The sequence below is a fragment of the Pantoea sp. Fr+CA_20 genome (assembly GCF_024520835.1).
Classification (GTDB): Bacteria; Pseudomonadota; Gammaproteobacteria; order Enterobacterales; family Enterobacteriaceae; genus Pantoea; species Pantoea allii.
The window spans coordinates 404,160-422,526 of the sequence record NZ_JALNPN010000003.1 but is presented as its reverse complement, the minus strand read 5'-3'; the positions used below and the strand labels follow the sequence as shown (position 1 = coordinate 422,526).

The 18,367-nt window shown below is 50.9% G+C and carries 15 protein-coding genes and 1 pseudogene; 8 read left to right on the top strand and 8 right to left on the bottom strand.

Annotation, left to right across the window (positions count from 1 at the left end; translation table 11 throughout):
- The coding region (locus NR177_RS06875; RefSeq protein ID WP_256852524.1) for a helix-turn-helix domain-containing protein at positions 1–534 on the bottom strand (534 nt) is incomplete at its 3' end.
- Between the two features lie 314 nt (positions 535–848).
- Between NR177_RS06875 and NR177_RS06870 the strand changes: the two genes are divergently transcribed.
- The 3 genes from NR177_RS06870 to NR177_RS06860 all read left to right on the top strand — a co-directional run bounded on the left by NR177_RS06870 (position 849) and on the right by NR177_RS06860 (position 3,201).
- Positions 849–1,253: a hypothetical protein gene (locus NR177_RS06870; RefSeq protein ID WP_256852523.1), complete on the top strand. Its 405-nt coding sequence runs from the start codon at positions 849–851 to the stop codon at positions 1,251–1,253.
- A gap of 33 nt (positions 1,254–1,286) precedes the next feature.
- On the top strand, positions 1,287–2,201 hold the full coding sequence (locus NR177_RS06865; RefSeq protein WP_372340332.1) for an SIR2 family protein: 915 nt from the start codon (positions 1,287–1,289) through the stop codon (positions 2,199–2,201).
- 283 nt (positions 2,202–2,484) lie between these two features.
- Positions 2,485–3,201, top strand: a complete 717-nt coding sequence (locus NR177_RS06860; RefSeq protein ID WP_256852522.1) for an HNH endonuclease — start codon at positions 2,485–2,487, stop codon at positions 3,199–3,201.
- A 279-nt stretch (positions 3,202–3,480) separates the two neighbouring features.
- Here the strand turns inward: NR177_RS06860 and NR177_RS06855 are convergent, their stop codons facing one another.
- Together NR177_RS06855 and NR177_RS06850 are read right to left on the bottom strand one after the other, a co-directional pair.
- Entirely contained in the window at positions 3,481–3,771 is a 291-nt protein-coding gene (locus tag NR177_RS06855; protein ID WP_256852521.1) for a Bor family protein, read from the bottom strand.
- A 365-nt stretch (positions 3,772–4,136) separates the two neighbouring features.
- Entirely contained in the window at positions 4,137–5,099 is a 963-nt protein-coding gene (locus NR177_RS06850; protein WP_256852520.1) for a LysR family transcriptional regulator, read from the bottom strand.
- A 179-nt stretch (positions 5,100–5,278) separates the two neighbouring features.
- Between NR177_RS06850 and ubiA the strand changes: the two genes are divergently transcribed.
- Positions 5,279–6,187 carry a 4-hydroxybenzoate octaprenyltransferase gene (ubiA, locus tag NR177_RS06845; RefSeq protein WP_256852519.1) on the top strand — a complete coding sequence of 303 codons (909 nt, stop codon included), beginning with the start codon at positions 5,279–5,281 and terminating at the stop codon, positions 6,185–6,187.
- A 505-nt stretch (positions 6,188–6,692) separates the two neighbouring features.
- On the opposite strand, the gene NR177_RS06840 is transcribed toward ubiA, so the two are convergent.
- From NR177_RS06840 to NR177_RS06830, 3 genes and pseudogenes are all read right to left on the bottom strand, one after another.
- Positions 6,693–7,586: a dihydrodipicolinate synthase family protein gene (locus NR177_RS06840; RefSeq protein ID WP_096012393.1), complete on the bottom strand. Its 894-nt coding sequence runs from the start codon at positions 7,584–7,586 to the stop codon at positions 6,693–6,695.
- A 173-nt stretch (positions 7,587–7,759) separates the two neighbouring features.
- Positions 7,760–8,455: a DJ-1/PfpI family protein gene (locus NR177_RS06835; protein ID WP_172897804.1), complete on the bottom strand. Its 696-nt coding sequence runs from the start codon at positions 8,453–8,455 to the stop codon at positions 7,760–7,762.
- Between the two features lie 180 nt (positions 8,456–8,635).
- Positions 8,636–8,866 (bottom strand): annotated as a pseudogene (locus NR177_RS06830) (alcohol dehydrogenase catalytic domain-containing protein); the annotation flags it as partial.
- 105 nt (positions 8,867–8,971) lie between these two features.
- On the opposite strand from NR177_RS06830, the gene NR177_RS06825 reads away from it, so the two are divergent.
- Entirely contained in the window at positions 8,972–9,838 is an 867-nt protein-coding gene (locus NR177_RS06825) for a LysR family transcriptional regulator (RefSeq protein WP_256852517.1), read from the top strand.
- A gap of 194 nt (positions 9,839–10,032) precedes the next feature.
- On the opposite strand, the gene NR177_RS06820 is transcribed toward NR177_RS06825, so the two are convergent.
- Both NR177_RS06820 and NR177_RS06815 read right to left on the bottom strand, forming a co-directional pair.
- Positions 10,033–12,579 (bottom strand): YbcC family protein, encoded by a 2,547-nt coding sequence (locus NR177_RS06820; RefSeq protein WP_256852516.1) that lies wholly within the window; start codon positions 12,577–12,579, stop codon positions 10,033–10,035.
- A 29-nt stretch (positions 12,580–12,608) separates the two neighbouring features.
- The gene (locus NR177_RS06815; protein WP_256852515.1) at positions 12,609–14,171 is read right to left on the bottom strand and encodes an NADH-quinone oxidoreductase subunit L; all 1,563 of its coding nucleotides are present in this window, start codon (positions 14,169–14,171) and stop codon (positions 12,609–12,611) included.
- A gap of 98 nt (positions 14,172–14,269) precedes the next feature.
- Here NR177_RS06815 and NR177_RS06810 point away from each other — a divergent pair, with 98 nt between their 5' ends.
- The 3 genes from NR177_RS06810 (at position 14,270) to NR177_RS06800 (ending at position 18,361) form a co-directional block, all read left to right on the top strand.
- Positions 14,270–15,172, top strand: a complete 903-nt coding sequence (locus NR177_RS06810) for a LysR substrate-binding domain-containing protein (RefSeq protein ID WP_096012388.1) — start codon at positions 14,270–14,272, stop codon at positions 15,170–15,172.
- Between the two features lie 364 nt (positions 15,173–15,536).
- A complete protein-coding gene (gene licT / locus NR177_RS06805) occupies positions 15,537–16,397 on the top strand; it encodes a BglG family transcription antiterminator LicT (RefSeq protein WP_256852514.1) in 861 nt (286 codons plus the stop codon).
- 116 nt (positions 16,398–16,513) lie between these two features.
- The gene (locus NR177_RS06800; protein WP_256852513.1) at positions 16,514–18,361 is read left to right on the top strand and encodes a beta-glucoside-specific PTS transporter subunit IIABC; all 1,848 of its coding nucleotides are present in this window, start codon (positions 16,514–16,516) and stop codon (positions 18,359–18,361) included.
- The last annotated feature ends 6 nt before the right edge of the window (positions 18,362–18,367 follow it).

The window sequence follows — 18,367 nt, the reverse complement described above, 5'->3', positions numbered from 1 at the left end:
AAAAAGCGTTTTATAAATCGTTTCGTGTGACACATACATTTCCTGATTATCCGGATAACAGCGCTTCAGCCAACCGGCGATCTGTTCCGGCGACCAGTCCTGATGCATCTTCTCTGCAATAATTTTACACAATGCGGGGCTTTCAATTAGCTTGCAAGGTTTTGGTCTCAGAGCATTTTCCCACGCAGCAGTGTCGGCTTTTGCTGCACGGTATTGTTTGGCACCTCCGTGCCTCCTGACCTCGCGGCTAATCGTTGAGGGCGCTCTTGATAATTTGGCTGCGATGTCCCTGATACTGCGTTTTGCTGCCAGTCCTCTGGATATCTCCTCTCTTTCATCAAGCGAAAGCGCTAATCGGTGCCGCTTTCGCACGGGAGGACGATAGCCACCTGTCTGGTGGATTGTGGGCATGATAGAAGAATGAAATCTGTCGAACATTCTGGCGATATCATGCAGGGAATCACCTTGCTTATATCTGTCCCAGATAATCGCCTTCTGCTCTGGCGTGTAGTTAATCCGAGTTCTTCGTTTCATGGCAACGTCCCCCTTGATTAAGGATAGCGTTGCATCGACCCATTGAACTCACAGCCAGAAGCGGACATTTTGTCTCTCTATTCAGGCTGCCAAATCAGTAAACCACTTTATACTCACTGATCAGCCTCGATGTGTGCGCTGTGTTGCCGTTATTGCAATCACATCCTAAGAAGATTTCTGAGAAACGCAATTAACTTCAATGATATTATATACAAAGGAAACGCTGAGAAACCGGGGTAAAGTTTGGATGTCATTAAGCCCTGAACCGTTTTGCGGTGCATCACATAGCAATCACCTATCCCTGAGGTAACTATATGGACTTTACGGAATATCAAGAAGAAATAATCGAAGATGTTAAATCTTGCCTTGAAAACTTACAAGTCCAACCCATTTTATTCATGGGTGCAGGTATTTCACAACGATATATAAAAGCGCCTGACTGGGAAGGTCTATTAAAGCAACTTGCGGAAATATGTCCCTTGATCAAACGCCCTTATGGTTACTACAGCCAAACAAAGGGTGATAACAAGCCATTGATTGCTAGCGACTTTTGTGAGTTCTATGCTGAATGGGCTTGGGATGATGGCAAGGATCGCTATCCAAAGACATACTTTGAAGGATCGACTTCAAAAGATATTTATATCAAGCATGAAATTGCATCCATTCTGAATGAATTATCAAACTCCGTTGATTTCTCGAACATGGAATATACAGAATAAGTTCAGAAATTAAGGAAAGTAAAACCTCATGCAATAATCACAACAAATTATGATGATACATTAGAAAAAATATTTGACAATTATCAGGCAATAGTTGGTCATAACGTTGTTAAAGTGAATTATTCATCTTATGGCGAAATCATGAAAATTCATGGTAGCAGTCATGAAGTTGAAAGTATTGTTATTACAAATGAAGATTATGTTGATTTCTATAAACGTAAGAAATATATCAGCGCTAAGTTGCTAACATATTTTTCTGAACATCCCTTGTTTTTCTTTGGGTACAGTATCAATGATGAAAACATAAAAGCAATTCTCTCTGATATAGATGAAATCATCGCTCCCAATAATGCATTGATCCCAAATATTTATCTTGTCTCCTTCAGTAAGGATTGCGAGGCTACTGGTTCTCATCAGAAGGAATTGCTAATCGGTGTTGGTGAGAATAAAAGCATTCGAATCAAGGTGATATACGCAAATGATTTTGGTTGGATTTTTGATGCGTTATCATCTAATACACCGGAAATTAGCGTTAATCCAAAACTTGTGCGTGCATTTCTAGCCAGAACGTACACATTCGCATCTGAGTCCCTTGTTAAACAAGAGCTTCCATACGATTTTGAGATGTTCCGCAATATTGCAGAGCATGATGATGCATTAGCAAAAATGTATGGTATCGCTGAACTCAATAATGGTCAGGCACTAAATGCTAGTTTCCCTTATACAATGTCTGATCTGGCAAGAATTCTCGACATGGGATCGTGGCACTATGTTAATCAAGAATTCGAAAAATTAAGAAAACTAACCGACTTCAACATTAAAGCATCAGACAACAATTATCATGTTTTCATTAAATCTGGGAAAAGTGGCGTCGGAAAATACTCATCTGAGGCACTTGACTTATTGCGAAAATCAATAAACGGGGAGAGATTTGAGTTAAACCCATAATTTAAGATGATGCACACAATGACGTTATATTAAAGAGGCAGCTGCGGGAGACTTTTTTGCAGCGGCCTTTTCAATAAATGGGCATTCCTAACGAGCCAGTGATTAGATATTTTCACTGAACCTTGACTTGTCTACCTGAGTTAAATAGTTTTTTACAGTTGTTTTACGTCCGCTCCTCGCTTATAGCTGAAATCTGGGATGTACGCAGTCCGCTCCGTGCCAGAAGCGGTAGAGGTCTATAATTCAAAGGGGAACAGGTCAGATTTTATGAGGTGGATAGAATATGAAACGTAATTACAAATATGGTGATAAACCAATCCGTATAACAACCGTTGAAATTGTTGGTAGAGAGTTTGGCGGCAAAGCTACTGCTACTCAAGTTGATGTTGTTTTGAAAAAGCTTTACCCTCATTACAAAGATAACACTTATCTAAATCTGGTTGTGAATTCAGTTAACTGTAATCGTGGTCACTGGAGTTTTAACAGGACTGCCAGACGTACAGATGACGTTACTCATCGTCATCACGAGTATGATCGTCTTTTCAAGCGTGGGAATCTGTTCGAGATCTATGATCCAAAACTTCACGGTGTGTTTGAAATCTATAAAAATGCAGACGGCAAATGGCTGACACGTTCAGTTAAAACAGAATTTGAAAAAGCAGTAGAGATAGCATTGAAGCAGACCTCATTTAAACGCAGGGAAACCCTTGCTACAGCAAGCACTACACCTGAAAGAGTAATAGTCAGCAGTTACGCTTTTAAGCGTAATCCACTAGTAGTTGCTGAAGTTCTGTCGCTGGCAAATGGTAAGTGTCAGAACTGTCTACATGACGCACCATTTAAACGGGAAGATGGAACACCTTTTCTTGAAATACATCATGTTGAATGGCTTTCTAAGGGTGGTGAAGATTCTGTTGAAAATGCTATTGCGCTCTGTCCGAACTGTCATCGTGAAGCACACTACGGCGGTCTACTATTAAGCAGAATAAATAAAAAATAGCAGATAATAATCTGCTACTCATAACCGAATAGGCTTCTTAATTAACAAATTATTCATCTACTGTAGGATAACGGCTAACTTCCGCTTTTCGCTCATAGCGGACTGACATGCCTCAACAGCTTACCCCTGCTTTTACCAGGCTGGACGACGTTGCCTTAACTCGTTTCGAGTAACGTCGTCAGCAGGCAAGCCGCGCAGCGGTACGACAGCAGAATTTAATAGTTACAATATTTTAATAACAGGCGCAGGATTAGGCCGGCGAACCGGCCTGAGGCATTATCAGATGGCGCAATAAACGCGCGCTTCACGTGGCGTGTAAATACCAAACGTCACCACGCTCAGTAAGCTATTAACAAACGTCTGCTGCACTTCAACCCGACTAACCTTTTCCTGGCCGCCGCACACCTGCGCCGCATCAATGCTCTTATGCTGACCGATACCTGAAATAAAGAACGGCTGGCTTGTGGTTTTCGTCGCCGCGCCAACTTGATTCTGTTTCATTACGAAAGTCTGCTGCGCACAGCCGGTTAAACTCAAAGCCAACAACGCCGCAACACAAAGCTTGTTCATAAATATCCTTATTGCTTGAAATGAAAACATAAATGCTGAGTGAAATCATCACTCAGACAGCAATCAGGTTATCGACAACGAAGGCGGAAACATGAGAAAAATTTTTGGATGAGGACTGTTCTTCTCACCCGGCGCCGCACCAAAGCTCTATTCAAACTCACGCTGCAGCGACTTATACTTCTCGCTCATAGCGGACCCTGGCCTGCCGTTAGTCCGCTTTGTGCCAGAAGCGGACGTCAGTGTCCATGTTGGATAGTCGTTACCATCTCGCAGAATCTCACCGATTTTCGGGCTCCTTTAACATGTCCTTAATTTTATTGTGTCTGACCATCCAGAGGATGTTTGGCTTCAGGCACCAAAGAGTGTCAAATGCTGGCCCGGACACCATGAAAAACGTCGGTGGAAAGTCTTTTAAGCACTTCTCGCAGCGAGTCCACAAACGCGACAGAAGCGGGTGACAGGCTGGCATTTTTGAGGCGCAAAATGCAAATACTTTCCAGAGAAAGAGGTTGAAAAGTGGGCAGGCAGATAAGCTGAGAATGATGTTCTTCATTAAAGATAAATGAACCTGGTAATATACCGAGAATATCTCTTCTTTTTAATAACCCTAGCGTATTAAAGAAAGATGCAGTCTCAACAGCAGGTAACGGAGCCCTGAGGTTTTTTCGATAAAATAGATCATCAAACTGTTTACGTAGAGACGTTTCAGGCGGGGGAAGTATCCATGACTGCAACCTGAAATCCTCAAGGCTAATATTTCTCTTTGAGACCAAAGAATGGTTAGGACGCGCCACAATCAACGCCTTTTCATTAAATAAAACGTCCTTATGAAGCAGGCTGTGAACGCTGACATCGGTCTGCCTGCCCAATATAAAATCAAGCTCACCTGAAATAAGGCGTGACAATATCTCACTATTAACACCTTCTACAATTTTAACCTGAATTGAGGGGTTCAGGGACAATAAATAGTCAACAGCAGCTGGCACCAGATAGCTTGAGCTGGTCTGCATCACTCCTATAGCAATATGTCCGTGATTACCCTTACCCAGTAACTCAATAGTTTCAGACATGCTTTCAATCTGGGCGAGCACTATTTTACCACGCTCAGCGAAAGCACGACCTAATTCCGTTGCGGTAACACCTCTGCGGTTGCGGTTAAAAAGCGGAGACCCTATAGCCTGTTCAAGTTCATTTAGCAATTTGCTTGCTGTGGGTTGCGAGATGTTGAGCGCACTCGCGGCATGCAGAATGCTACCGAATTCTACTAGCGCGACAGCTAAGCGAAAATGCTTAACTGTCGCCCAACTCTGCCTGTTTTTCATTTTCATCAGATATTCCATTTTCGCATACCACAGTAAATATAATTTTCATTTACGAAATTTATAAAAATTTATAGAATCGATTTTTCCTGCATTGATTCAGTTTAACAAAATATTGAGCCACTAACGTATTTGCAGGAATCTGAATGTTTACATGAACTCCCGGAGAAAGAGAATAATCAAATTTTATGACTGAAAAAAAAGAGCTTAGCGATATTCATTTTAACAGTTGGGTTGACCGCCTCCTTCCCGCCGGGTGGAGGCCTTATGCACGCCTCGCCAGACTTGATCGCCCGGTTGGCACATGGCTGACTTTACTTCCCTGCATTGCTGCACTTGTTCAAGCCTCGCACGGCGTGCCCGATATAATTCGTCTTGGTATATTTTCTCTTGGGGCATTGATTATGCGAAGCGCTGGCTCAACAGCCAATGACATCGCCGACAGAAATTTTGATGCTCACGTTGAGCGTACACGTTTTCGGCCTTTAGCGAGTGGAGAACTGAAAGTAAAACAGGCTCTGGCATTCCTGTTTTTTGAGTTGATACTGGCAGCCTCACTTCTCATATTTTTAAATCCTCTTTCGCGCTGGCTTGCTGTTGGATTAGTACCTGTGGTTTTGATATATCCCCTATGTAAAAGATTTACATACTGGCCACAGGCTCCACCCGGCATGGCCTTTAACTGGGGGATGCTTATGGCCTGGTCAGACACAAATGGGATTGTGCCTGCTGGAGCAATTGCTATGTGGCTCGGTGCCGTCTGCTGGCAGGTTGGTTATGACTCTATTTATGCTTATGCCGACATTGCAGACGATGCTAAACTTAAACTAAAATCTACGGCATTATTATTTTCAGATAAAGGTCGCCAATGGATCGGTTCTTTTTATGCTGCCACGATAGCGCTGTGGAGTTTTGGCGGAATGCATCTTCATATGTCCACAGCTTACTTCATCGTAATTTTCCTGATAACTTTACACTTTTCCTGGCAAATAAAAACATTCAGCATCCATCAGCCAAATCAAAGCTTGAATTTATTCAGAGCGAATGTTTTAGTGGGGGTGTTATTGCTTCTTGCAGCTATATTCGGTAGCTTTTGATAAGTTAAAAAACTTTTCATATTCAGTTCCGTCTGTGAAGTGTCATGGTTTAAAAGCGAAAAGACGATAAAAACCTTACACTGCATAAGCCATAAATTCAGGATCGTTATATTACGTTGGCTGCACTACCGACGCTCATAATCTTGACTGATTTATATCGCAGGAAAAAGAACGCGATTCAAAAATTGAGAAATCTGAGAAAATATTAGATCCGCGCAGCATAGTGGATTACCGCCGTTAAACAAGAGTCGTGCAATAGTCTCTTTTACGGGCTATCAGTCAGCCATTTCTGAAGAAGACGTAGTGTGGATTTCTTCATACTATTCCTGTGCCAGACCAGATAGCAGGTATGGTTGCCGCAGTCCAGCTGGCCGTTTTCCATCTCAATCAGGATAGGTATTTTGACGGCAGTCGCAGTTTTTCTATTACGAAAGAAACAGCCCTGGCATTGACTAAGTCCGCTTGTCGCTCACAGCGGACATCTTCCATTTAAACAAACAAGCATTTAAGCAAGTTCAAGACTGGATATTACGTGTTTCAGCTCAGCAACTTTGTCACCCCGGATAGGTAATAGTGGACGCGGAAGGCAGTTTTCGTCAGCCAGTCCAAGAATACTGGCCGCAGCTGAGATAATTCTAAAACCACCTCCTTGCTGATGAAAAAGCTCCCAGAGTGGGCTGAGGCGTTTGTGATTTTCCCGAATTGCAGCGTGGTCTCCCGCCGCTGCCGCATCTGTTATTTTCTTTGCCACATCAGGGAAAAGACCACCAAATACAGAATACCAGACCTCACAGCCAGCTATAAGACCGTTGGCAGCAGAGCCGTCACCACTGATACCGATTGTCACTTCAGCAGGCAGTTTGCTGCGCAGGTTTCTGACCATGGAAACTGCAGCTTCCCTGTCTGAAGGAACGGGCGGAATTTTAATCGAATGTACAGCTGGCAGCGTTGCAATTTTACAGAGCAGGTCATCTGAAAAGCTAAAATGGGTTTTTCCGGGATTGTCATAGACACAGAGGGGGACGGTGATTTGACGGGCTACCATTTCAAAGAGTTCGTATACTTCGTCTTCGTGCAGTGCCTGGTAAGAAAGCGGAGGCAGTAGCAGAGAACTTGCACCAGCTTTCTGTGCATCATCAGCCAGCCGCAGCACTTCATCTGCGCTGACTGCTCCAACACACACCATTACCGGAATATTGTCTGCATTATCTACAGCCAGTCGTGCTATTCGCTCACGTTGTTCACGAGTCATATAGGCGTAACTGCCCGTCGATCCGAGTACGCCAAGAGAATCGACTTTCGCATCTGTCAGTCTTCTCAGTATTCTCAGAAAGCTTTTCTCATCAGGAGAGCCTGATATAAACGGAGTGAGTGGAAATGCGCTTAGACCTTTAAACATGATTTTTCCTCTTTAATCTGGCTTGTAGACGGATTGCCCTGCTCCCCGTTGATTCACTCATATGCTGTTAGCAATGTCCGCTCCTCGCTCATAGCAGATATCACCTACCCACCGTCCGCTTCGTGCAAGAAGCAAACATAAAAAGTCAAAAAGCCCCCTCTTCCACTCTGCCCTTATCTAAACAGTCTGGCTGCTGCTTTTAACGTCGCCTGTCGCCTCTTTTCAATAAAAGGCGCGGCCTGCTCCTGTGCGTTTTTTAACTGTTCTTTAGATGCGGTACGGGGTGAGCCGCAGGTAAAGGGAGGTTCGGGGTCATATTCCAAATGCAGTTGAATAGTCTGAGCAATATTGCTTCCGTGAATTTCTGACACAACGTTGAGCGCAAAATCGATACCTGATGTTACGCCTGCGCCGGTGATACGATTACGGTCACGAACTACGCGCTCATTGACCGGCTCCGCACCTAACAACGCGAGTTGATCCAGAGAAGCCCAGTGCGACGTTGCTTTATATCCATTCAGAAGCCCTGCTGCGCCCAGAACCAGCGACCCAGTGCAGACAGACGTCACCAGCCTGGCGTGTTCACTTTGGGAACGGATAAATGAAAGGACGTCGTCATCGTCCATCAGGTTTATCTGTCCTGGCCCACCGGGAACACAAATTACATCCAGTTGTGGACAGGTTTTAAATGTGGTCGTTGGCTGTATAGCCATTCCACGATCGGAAACGACAAGATCCAGGTTTTTCCAGATGAGATGAACCTGTGTGTTCGGTGCCCTGGCAAAAACTTCATACGGGCCAGTAAGATCAAGCTGAGTAAGCGCCGGAAACAGGAGCAGCCCGATGGATGTGCAGACAGAATCACTCATAGAAAATCCTTCTATCTTAAAAAGATATAATGGCTTTTCCTTTAATAAAGACAACCCTTTGCTTAAAAAACAGACGCGCGCCGAATTCATGTCATGCTCAACTCAGCGGTATTATGCTGGCGTTAAACGATGTCTTGCTGGCCTGACATCCTGACGGCGACGACGGTCAATCATCAGCCTGTCTTTCCCCACAGCGTCGACAACGCCCGCCGCGTCGTAACCCACGCCAGCCGGAAGCTCAAGCGGCATCATCTCGCGCATATATCCCGCGCGAAGTTTCCAGTCGATCGGATTGATGCCAGCCGCTTTGACTGCGATGCGTATCTGACCACGCCCGGGTTCAGGTAGATCGATATCTTCTACCTTCAGGACCTCTGGGCCGCCATATTCATAAAAAAGGACTGCTTTCATTTGATAACTCCTTACCCTGTGATGAGAGGCCCTATCTTCCACTGAACCATAAATGGCGTATAGTGCTTAAAAATAAAACAGTTTGTCTCAAATATGGAACGAAATATGGATCTTAGTGCACTCGCCGATTTCAATCTCGTTGCCACTCACGGCGGGTTTGGGCGTGCCAGCCGCGCGAGCGGACGGCCGAAAGCGACCCTGTCGCGCCATGTCAGCGCACTGGAAGAGCAGATGAAAGTACGGCTGATCGAACGTGGTGGGCGCACGCTTCGTCTGACGCCGGAAGGCGCGATCCTGCATGCCCGTACCCTTGATCCCTTTGACGAAATTACGCAAGCGGTGGCAGAACTAAAAGCGGGCATAGGCCAGCCGCGTGGCGTATTGCGCGTTAGCGTGCCGCTGTTGTTCGCCGATGTCTCGGTTGGGCGCTTAAGCGCGGCCTTCTACGCCGCCTACCCCGAGATACAGCTTGATGTCATCGCGGAAGATCGCCTCGTCGATTTGGTGAGCGATGGCTACGATGTCGTGGTGCGCTTCAATCCCCGCCACGACGACACGCTGGTCGGTCGCAAGTTTTTGAACGATCGCCTGGTACTTGTTGCGCCTCCACACCTGCCGCAGCCGCATTACGACGAGGAACCGCTGAAGCTGCCAGCGGTTGTACGCGCCGGTCGCGCCGTGGTTCCCGAATGGTCCATCATCGATGCTTCGGGCCGCGTGCGCACTTATCTCCCGCAGCCAGTCATGTGCCTGTCGACGCCTTTTATGGCGCGCGATGCGGTACTTGCTGGCGCTGGCGTGGCCGTATTACCTCGTTCTGCCGTTGCTGACGCGTTAGCCTCGGGCCGGTTGGTCGAGTGGGGCACGGCGCAGGTGCCTGCTATCGAAGGTTGGGTACTCCACGCGTCGCGCCGACTGGTGAGTCCTAAGGTGAGCGCGTTCGTGACGTTCCTGTGCGAGCACTTCGCCTGATGCGCGCATCGACGCCGGTGACTGTGTCCACCCAGCCCAGCCATACCAGACTCAAGCAAGCCTCGCCCCGATGGCGCGGCGTTGACGTCCGCAACCTTTTGCGCACGTCAACGCAGAAGTCACGCGTGCAGAAGCTGCCCTGAAACAGGCCGCCGCGGCATGTGTTCCGCCTACTGATCGGGAGGGATACGACGTCAGGCACTCTCCAGATGCACCGCGAGCCAGCGTCCATGCTCATAGCGCAGCAAACCGGATGCCTCAAAGCGCCAGAGGTGAAGCCAGCCGTTATCCAGCAGTTGCCGGATGACCTCATGCTTTGCGATTACCGCTTCAATGGCAGTTTGCGGTGCATCGATGACCACGGTCAGACGCAGCGGCTCGTGCATCCAACGCTTGCCATCATGGAGCGACTGCCGTGACAGACCGATGCGCAGATCGCCGCCGTTGCCCTCGAAGACGCCGATGCGTCCACCCACGACGTTATGCAACACCTTGTTGCCGCTGCCCAGCCTCTGCGGATCGCAAGTGGACGCGTGATACTGCCAGTTGATCCAGTGTGTGACCAGCATCGGGGCGGTCATCAGACCTTCCAGCAGGCTACCGTCAACATCCTGACTGGCATCGTAGTCATGCAGGAAACTGCGCCCGCTCAGGACTACGCCACGGCTACGCTGACGAGGCGCGATCAGAAAGGCGGCGTTGCCAGCAAGCCCCCATTCAGGCCGGGTTTGTGCACCGTCGTTAGCGCGACGACGTAACTGCCCCAGTAACTCATCTTTAGGTGCTCGCGGGTCCAGTTGAAGATCGGGCGCGCGGGCGCGGCGAACCTGGTCACAGGCTTGATTAAAAATGGGTTGCAACCACGCGCAGCGCGCACGCGCGCCTTGTGGCAACAGGTCGAGATCAAACCACTCGATTTCATCGGTGGTGGTATTGTGCAGCGCCGCCACAAACGCCGTGGAATCCGGGACGTTCACCCCCTGCAATTTCAGCCCCTGGCGAACCGCTGGCTCGTTGAGCAACTGGGCCAGGCTGCGCGCATTCACTTCGCCGGTCTGACCACAGCATGCACCGCAGTCCAGTGCCGCTGCGTGGGCATTGTTGGCTGACTGACTGCCATGCCCAACGAGAAGCACTATCGGTGCCAGACGTTGTGTCAGGCCCATGGCATGGAGAATGCCTGCCGCCAGCTTAACTTTGGTCGCTGTATCCAGCCCAACCAGTTGAGGACGGCAGATCTCGCGGTAGCGCGCGGGCAAGCCATCCAGGTCGTCGCGGGGACGTGCTTTTTTGCCTGGCAGTAGTCTGTTCATCAGCTTGACGGAGTAGCTCAACCCGGCCGCTTCCACAAAAGAGAAAGCGGCCCCCGGCCAGTGGCTAATGGCATGCCACTGATCGGCCATGGCAAACCGGGTCTGACGCGATCTGCTGGCTGCATTTTGCCGTGCGGTATCGGCTTCGCACTGCGTCGAATCAGCACAGATAATACGGTCGTTGACCTCTATGGAAGGCGCAAGTAAGCCAGGTAACTGGGGACGCCGGGCTTGCGTAGCCAGCGGCGTGTAGGCAACCGGAAGGCCGAAGAATCCTGCACAGCCGATAGTCTGCACGCCAGGACTGGCGGCCTCCAGGGCGCGGCGCAACGGTTCACTACGCACATCAATGCAGAAGGCGGCCTGGACGTCGACAGCCTGCGCGCCCACCTCCTGGCCCTTTATCGAAGTCAGCCGATGCGCCAACTCACGCTGATAGCCGGTTTCCAGAGCCAGCTGCCAGACTTCGTCAACCAGCATGGCCTGTTCGGCCTCTTCCAGCACCTGAGGGGCTTGTGTCCAGGCGTGCTGAAGCGAGATAAATGCCTGCCGGGTAGCCGCATCATCTTTGCATTCTAAAAGGATCATGCCCCAGGCTAAACGAATAGCCAGCAACTCGCGCAGGTGCGTATCTTTGCCGCCCGCCAACTCAGCCTGCCAGCCCAGATAAGCACACCAGGATGCCCACCCATTGACGGTAAGCAACACCGACTCCAGATAATCTGCCCACACCGCTTCAGGCAGGCCCAAACGCTCGATGACCCAGCGCCCGGCATCCATGGTGTTATCCGGTAACGTCTTAATAGCCTTGTGGATGTTCGGTAAGCCCATTAACAAACCAATACCATGGTCATGCTTCAGAGTATCTCGCCAGAAGGTGTACAACCCCTGTTGGCGATCGGGCTGCCAGCTCGCCTGATGTTCGTCGAAGTAAGCGGCGCAGGTCTGGCTAACCTGATGCGTGATCGCTTGCCGACAGGATAATCTTTTGTGGCGATGGGGATCGTTGTCGAGCATATCGATGAGTAGCGGTAATTGTCCCTGCCGGGCGCTTGCTTGCAGCGCCTGGGTGCACTGTTCAGGCGTCAGGCCGGTCGCTTGTGCCTCAGGTAGCTGACGCAGCGCCTGGGTCAGATCGGCCATGCTAATGCGACCTTCGCGCCAGGCCAGGCTCTGCCGATCTCGCGGTGGGAAGACCTGAATACCGCCGAGCACCGCCATCCGGGCAGCCACCTTGCGCACCGGCATGCCGATACGCGACCAATGCGGATTGACAGCGATAGCGCGGTCCAGTGGCCATGCAGGTGCAATCGCATGGCAGGCCTGCTGGCAGGCTTGCTCGATCGCAACCTGCCGTGAATCTGCATTGGGTGCGGATTGCGCCAGGCTCGCCGAAACGGGTTTCTCTTTGTGGGTCAGTGTATCCATCAGGAAACTCTCCAGTTTAATGGTGTTAGTCAGCGCGGCCTGTCGACAACAGGTGCATCAGGGACGTCAGGCTCAGCGGGCGTGGACGTTGCGGAAACCCCGTTCGCGGGCCATAGAAGCAGCGTCAGACGCGTATAGGCTTCGTCCAGGTAAAAACCTGCGTAGCTCCACCGACGCCAGCGCGACAAGCATTGTGGCTGCTTTTGCAGTAACACCTGACAGACATACAGTGCTGCCATACCTGCCAGCGCGATCAGGCCCAGACGATCATCAGGTGCGTCCTGCAGACCGAGCGGCAGCGTATGCAAAGCCAGGGCAACCATCGTCAGGCCGATAACCGTGAAGAGTCCGAAAAGAGATTGCAGCGTACGTGTCGAGCCGTCTTGCGCGTCAGGCAACCACAGCAAGGGTGCCCACGCCATGCCCAGCACAACACTCCACCACCAGGGCCAGGCGGCAAGACCTGCCAGCATCAGCACCAGAAATACCGCTGAAATCGTTAATACCGGGGCAAGAAACACGCTCACCGTGGCGGGCAAGGAAACCCGGTGCAGCGCCTGCTGGCGAGTGTGTCTTACGCCTTCTGACGCGGACAGAAAAGCATGTGCTTTGTAGAGCGAATGACCAATGAGATGCAGAGCCGCCAGGGTAGTCAGGCCAAGTGCGCACTCAAGCAGCATAAAGCCCATTTGCGCGACGGTAGACCAGGCCAGGCGTACTTTTATGCTGATGCGCGTCAACATGACCATGCCTGCCAGCACCGCGGTCGTCAGCCCAAAAACCAGTAACAAGACTCGCGCAGCACTGGCCTGTTCTACCATCGGTGCGAAGCGAATCAGCACAAAGCCACCAAGATTGACGACGCCGGCATGCAGCAGCGCAGATACCGGCGTTGGGGCTTCCATCACCTGTATCAGCCAGCCATGCACGGGCAGTAAGGCTGTGCGGAGAATGACCGCCATCACCAGTAATACGGCGCTCGCCTGCAAGGACACAGACGCACCCTGCTGGGCGATGTGCATCCACAGGGCTGACAGCGAGAAACTGCCGACATCCCACCAGGCCAGCGCGGAAGCGCCGAGCAACATCACGTCAGCCATCCGATCGGCAATGTATTTTTTGTGTGCCGCAAACAGGGCAAAGGGGCGATCCGGGTAAAAGCAAAGCAGGTGTTGCAGCGCTATGCCTACAGCGGCCCAGGCCGCGATGAGCAGCAGCCAGTTATCGGCCAGCAAGAGCAGATGGACACTGCCCAGAACAGCGGTCAGTGCGCCCATGTAGCGTTGCTGGTTCGCTTCCCCTTCAAGATAACGCGCAGAAAACGACGCGATGACGTTGCCGAGCAGCTGCACCAGCAAAGCCAACACCAGGCCAAACGTCGTGGCTTTGACTATGCCGGGCCATTGCACGACACGGATGTCCGCGGTAAGAGACAGCCCGGTGAAGACAATGGAGCCATACGACAGAATCTGCAAAACACGCCAAAGTGTCGGTGTAGGCACCCCGCCCCACCGCGTCAGTGCCGTTAACCCGAACATTAAAATTGTTGGTGCTAAAAAACAAACCAGGTAAAAAGCTTCAAGGATATTCATCGCATAGCCCTTATGAATGTGACTGAGGGTATGTTCCTTGACGCAAACTATTCTGTAAAATATATTTATTTGAATAAATCAATACTTAAAAACGAACGATGAATCTTAACCAGCTAAATTTCCATCACCTTTTTTATTTTTGGCGCGTCGCCAAACTCGGGCACCTGACGCGGGCTGCCGAAGAGTTGGCGACCTCTCAATCGGCCGTTTCGGTGCAAATCCGACAGCTTGAGGAACGGCTTGGCGAAAGTTTATTAATCCGCAAAGGCCGCCGCCTGATCCTCACGGACACAGGTCAGCTGGTCATGGCTTATGCAGACAATATTTTTGGACTTAGCCAGGAGATGCTGGGACGCTTAAAAGGCCGTTCAGCCGGTGTCACACGGTTACGTGTGGGCAGCGTGGCAACCCTGTCGCGCAATTATCAGGAAAACTGGATTCGGCCTGCACTTACCGACCCTACTGTCGTGCTGACACTGGAGTCGGGATTGCTGGAAGGCCTGCTGGTCAGGTTGATGCAACATCAGCTCGATGTGGTGCTGGCCAATGAGACCGTTCCCGTGGACCCCGATCGTCCTTTGCACTTCGTGTATCTGGGCAGTCAGTCCATCTCTTTAGTCGGCCCGGCGAGCAAATGGGCATCGCGCCGTCTACGCATCCCGGAAGATCTGGATAACGTGGAAATTGCCTTGCCCGGCCCACGTCATGCCTTGCGCGCGCAGTTTGATGTGCTGTGCTCTGCGGCGGGCGTAACGCCCAGAGTGCGCGCTGAAGTGGACGACATGGCTATGCTGCGTCTGATCGCTCGCGACAGCGGCTGGCTCACCGTATTGCCCGAGGTCGTGGTTCAGGATGAACTGCGTACCGGCATTCTTGTCACCGTAGGCCAATCGGCGGAGTTGCAGGAGCGCTTCTACGCCATTACCACGCCACACCGGCACCGTATCGACGTGCTGGAGCAACTCCTGACGGGGGCGCAAAAACGCCAGGCAGAAGGCTAAGCATCGCGCCGAGACAGGCAGCCTGACAATGTGCAGATGGCAGGCAACCTGCGCGCGATGATCTCGCCTTTGTTTAGCGTGTTTCTCTGCCGGAAGCGGTCCGCTTCGTGAAAAGAAAGTGATTTCATTTGGATTCCCCCATTGCGTAACAGCTTGCTGTAATGCTTTTCGCAAAGCGGATCACAAATCGGCGCGTCAGATAACCCACTGCACAATTTAATATTGAATCTCCATTTTCACAGTGCCAGGATAAATCGGCATCACGCTTGTTACCGATTATCGGGCAAAACCTGAATGCAGGCTGGGGGATATTCCCTTCACCGCTGTATTTATGTTTTGCCCGATTTTGTTTCAGGAGTAAGCGATGCTGGTCAGACAAATACTGAATAATAATGTGGTCAGTGCGATTGATGATAACGGCCTTGAAGTTATTTTGACCGGACGCGGTCTGGGATTTAATACGCACAACGGTGCCAGTATTCATCCCCACGAGGCAGAAAAAATATTTCGTCTGGAAGATTCATCGATCTCTGCACGCTTTAAAGATCTGGTCAGTGAAGTCCCTATCGATATTCTCCAGCTTACCGCCGATATTGTCAGCCTGGCGCGCGAACAGCTGAATCATAAATTAAGTGAAGGGCTGTATGTCACGCTGGCCGACCATCTTCATTTTGCCCTGGAACGTCATAAAAATAACGCGCTGCTCGCGAATCCACTGGAGTGGGAAGTGCGCCACTTCTACACCGCTGAGTATGCAATTGGCCGTCAGGCGCTGGGCATGGTGGTCGCCCGCACCGGCATGCTGTTACCGGACAGTGAAGCCTGTAGCATTGCACTGCATATCGTTAACGCCGGGCTTAACGACACGCTGGGAAAAACCGCAAAAATTACCCAGCTCCTTTATCAGCTGCAACAAATCGTAAAATACTTTTTTACCCTTCATACAGATGAACACAGCCTGAATTACCAGCGTTTTATTACGCATCTGAAGTTTTTTGCCCAGCGGGTCATCGATGGCGAGGTGTTAAATAATAACGATGACGAGTTTTTTGCGCTGGCGCAGCAGCGTTACGCGCGCACCCTTAAATGCGTTGACGCCATTAATGAGTTTGTTAAAAAACATTATCACCACAGCATGAGCAACTCTGAAAAACTCTATTTGACAGTGCACATCGAAAATATTGTGCAGCGCAGCGCGCCCGAGGTTTTACCCCCTAAAACGTAATGAAAAACCCATTTCGGCTTGTGACTGTTCAATCAGGCAAACCCCAGAAGCCTACCCACCCGGTTAACCCCGGTCATTGTGGATGACGTCATATTGACTTCAGTCTGGAGGGATTTATGAATTATCAGGACACCGCACAGCAAATCATTACACTGATTGGCGGGAAAGATAACGTACTGTCTTTATTTCACTGCATTACTCGCCTGCGTTTTTTACTTAAAGATAACAGCCTGGCCGACCGTCAGGCGCTTGAAGCGCTGGATGGCGTGATGGGCGTTAACCTTTCTGGCGATCAGTTTCAGCTAATCATTGGCAATGAGGTTGACCCCTTGTGCAAGGCGCTGCTGAGCCAGTTGCCGTTACAGGACACCCCGCAGCGCGCCACGTCGCGCAGCCATCCCGTTTCGGCGCTGCTGGAGGGATTATCCAGCATCTTTTCGCCCATTATTCCCGCCATTGCCGGTGCCGGTATCCTCAAGGGGATACTGGCACTGTTGGTGGCGTTTCACTGGCTTGAAGCGCATAACCAGAGCTATCAGGTGCTGTTAGCCATCAGCGACGGCGTATTTTATTTCCTGCCGCTGGCGCTGGCGTTCAGTGCGGCCAGGCGGTTTGGTGCCAATCCTTACGTCGCCGTGGCGCTGGCGGCCTCGCTCTTTCACCCTGCCCTGCAAACCCTGTTCAACGCCGGTGAGCCGATCCACTTTCTGGGATTCCCCGTGCCCGCGGTGAATTATGCCTCGACGGTGATTCCGGTGCTGCTGTCGATATGGCTGCTGAGCTACGTGGAACGCCTGATCGACAGCCTGATGCCCGCGGCGCTGAAAACCATGTTTGTTCCGCTCCTGAGCCTGCTGATTGTCACACCCATTACGCTTATCGCCATCGGCCCGTTGGGGATCTTTGCCGGTAACGCGCTGACCGGCGGCATTATCTGGCTGGTCGAAAACATGGGGATTGTCGCCGGCATTGTAGTAGGCGGGACATTATCGCTGATTATTATTACCGGTATGCACTATGTGCTGGTGCCCGTGATGATCCACAACATCAGCCAACTGGGTTTCGACCCGTTTAAAATCCTGTTTTATGTTGCCAATCTCGGTCAGGCAGGTGCGGCATTCGGCGTATTCCTGCGGGCCAGAGATAAAAAGCTCAAGTCACTGGCGCTCACCACCAGCTTCAGCGCCGCAATGGGCATTACCGAACCCGCGATGTACGGTATCAATATTCGTTACAAACGGCCGTTTGCTGCTGCCCTGCTCGGTGGGGCCTGCGGCGGCGCGTTTGCGATGGCAATGGGTGTAAAAACCTATGCGTTTGCGCTCAGTGGACTGCCCGGCATTCCCGCGCTGGTCGGCCCGACCTTTATCTATGCCCTGCTCAGTCTGGCAATCGCCTTTGGCAGCGCCGCCCTGCTCACCGTGCTGCTGGGTTTTGATGAGTCGACCCAGCAGTCCGCCGCCGATGTGGCGTCCGCACCCGGTCTTCATCGTCACGATCCCGAAAAGCTCTTTGCGCCCGTGAGTGGTGAGATTACGCCGCTGAGTGCGCTGGCCGATCCGGTTTTTGCCGACGAGATTTTTGGTAAAGGACTGGCTATCTACCCGACGGTTGGCGAACTGCGTTCTCCGGTGGACGGCAGAGTCGAGTCGCTGTTTGAAACCCACCATGCGCTGGGGCTGAAGAGCGACACCGGTGCGGAAATCCTGATCCACATTGGCATCGACACCGTCAAACTCGGCGGCCGCCACTTCACCAGCCATATTCAGCCCGGGCAGTTTATCGGCACGGGCGATCTGTTAGTTACGTTCGATCTGGCCGCGCTTCAGGCCGAAGGCATCGACCCGAGCGTAATTGTGATTGTGACTAACAGCGAGCGCTATGGCGCTATCCACCCGGTCAAAGCCACCGGGAACATCGCCTGTCGCGATGCCTTTCTGACACTCACCGCCGCAGCGGTTTAAGGAGCA

What these genes read in the sequence shown, in the direction of transcription:
- NR177_RS06870 (WP_256852523.1), top strand. Translation starts at nt 849, where the DNA reads ATGGACTTTACGGAATATCAAGAAGAAATAATCGAAGATGTTAAATCT.
- NR177_RS06860 (WP_256852522.1), top strand. Translation starts at nt 2,485, where the DNA reads ATGAAACGTAATTACAAATATGGTGATAAACCAATCCGTATAACAACC.
- NR177_RS06855 (WP_256852521.1), bottom strand. Translation starts at nt 3,771, where the DNA reads ATGAACAAGCTTTGTGTTGCGGCGTTGTTGGCTTTGAGTTTAACCGGC.
- NR177_RS06850 (WP_256852520.1), bottom strand. Translation starts at nt 5,099, where the DNA reads ATGAAAATGAAAAACAGGCAGAGTTGGGCGACAGTTAAGCATTTTCGC.
- ubiA (WP_256852519.1), top strand. Translation starts at nt 5,279, where the DNA reads ATGACTGAAAAAAAAGAGCTTAGCGATATTCATTTTAACAGTTGGGTT.
- NR177_RS06840 (WP_096012393.1), bottom strand. Translation starts at nt 7,586, where the DNA reads ATGTTTAAAGGTCTAAGCGCATTTCCACTCACTCCGTTTATATCAGGC.
- NR177_RS06835 (WP_172897804.1), bottom strand. Translation starts at nt 8,455, where the DNA reads ATGAGTGATTCTGTCTGCACATCCATCGGGCTGCTCCTGTTTCCGGCG.
- NR177_RS06825 (WP_256852517.1), top strand. Translation starts at nt 8,972, where the DNA reads ATGGATCTTAGTGCACTCGCCGATTTCAATCTCGTTGCCACTCACGGC.
- NR177_RS06820 (WP_256852516.1), bottom strand. Translation starts at nt 12,579, where the DNA reads ATGGATACACTGACCCACAAAGAGAAACCCGTTTCGGCGAGCCTGGCG.
- NR177_RS06815 (WP_256852515.1), bottom strand. Translation starts at nt 14,171, where the DNA reads ATGAATATCCTTGAAGCTTTTTACCTGGTTTGTTTTTTAGCACCAACA.
- NR177_RS06810 (WP_096012388.1), top strand. Translation starts at nt 14,270, where the DNA reads ATGAATCTTAACCAGCTAAATTTCCATCACCTTTTTTATTTTTGGCGC.
- licT (WP_256852514.1), top strand. Translation starts at nt 15,537, where the DNA reads ATGCTGGTCAGACAAATACTGAATAATAATGTGGTCAGTGCGATTGAT.
- NR177_RS06800 (WP_256852513.1), top strand. Translation starts at nt 16,514, where the DNA reads ATGAATTATCAGGACACCGCACAGCAAATCATTACACTGATTGGCGGG.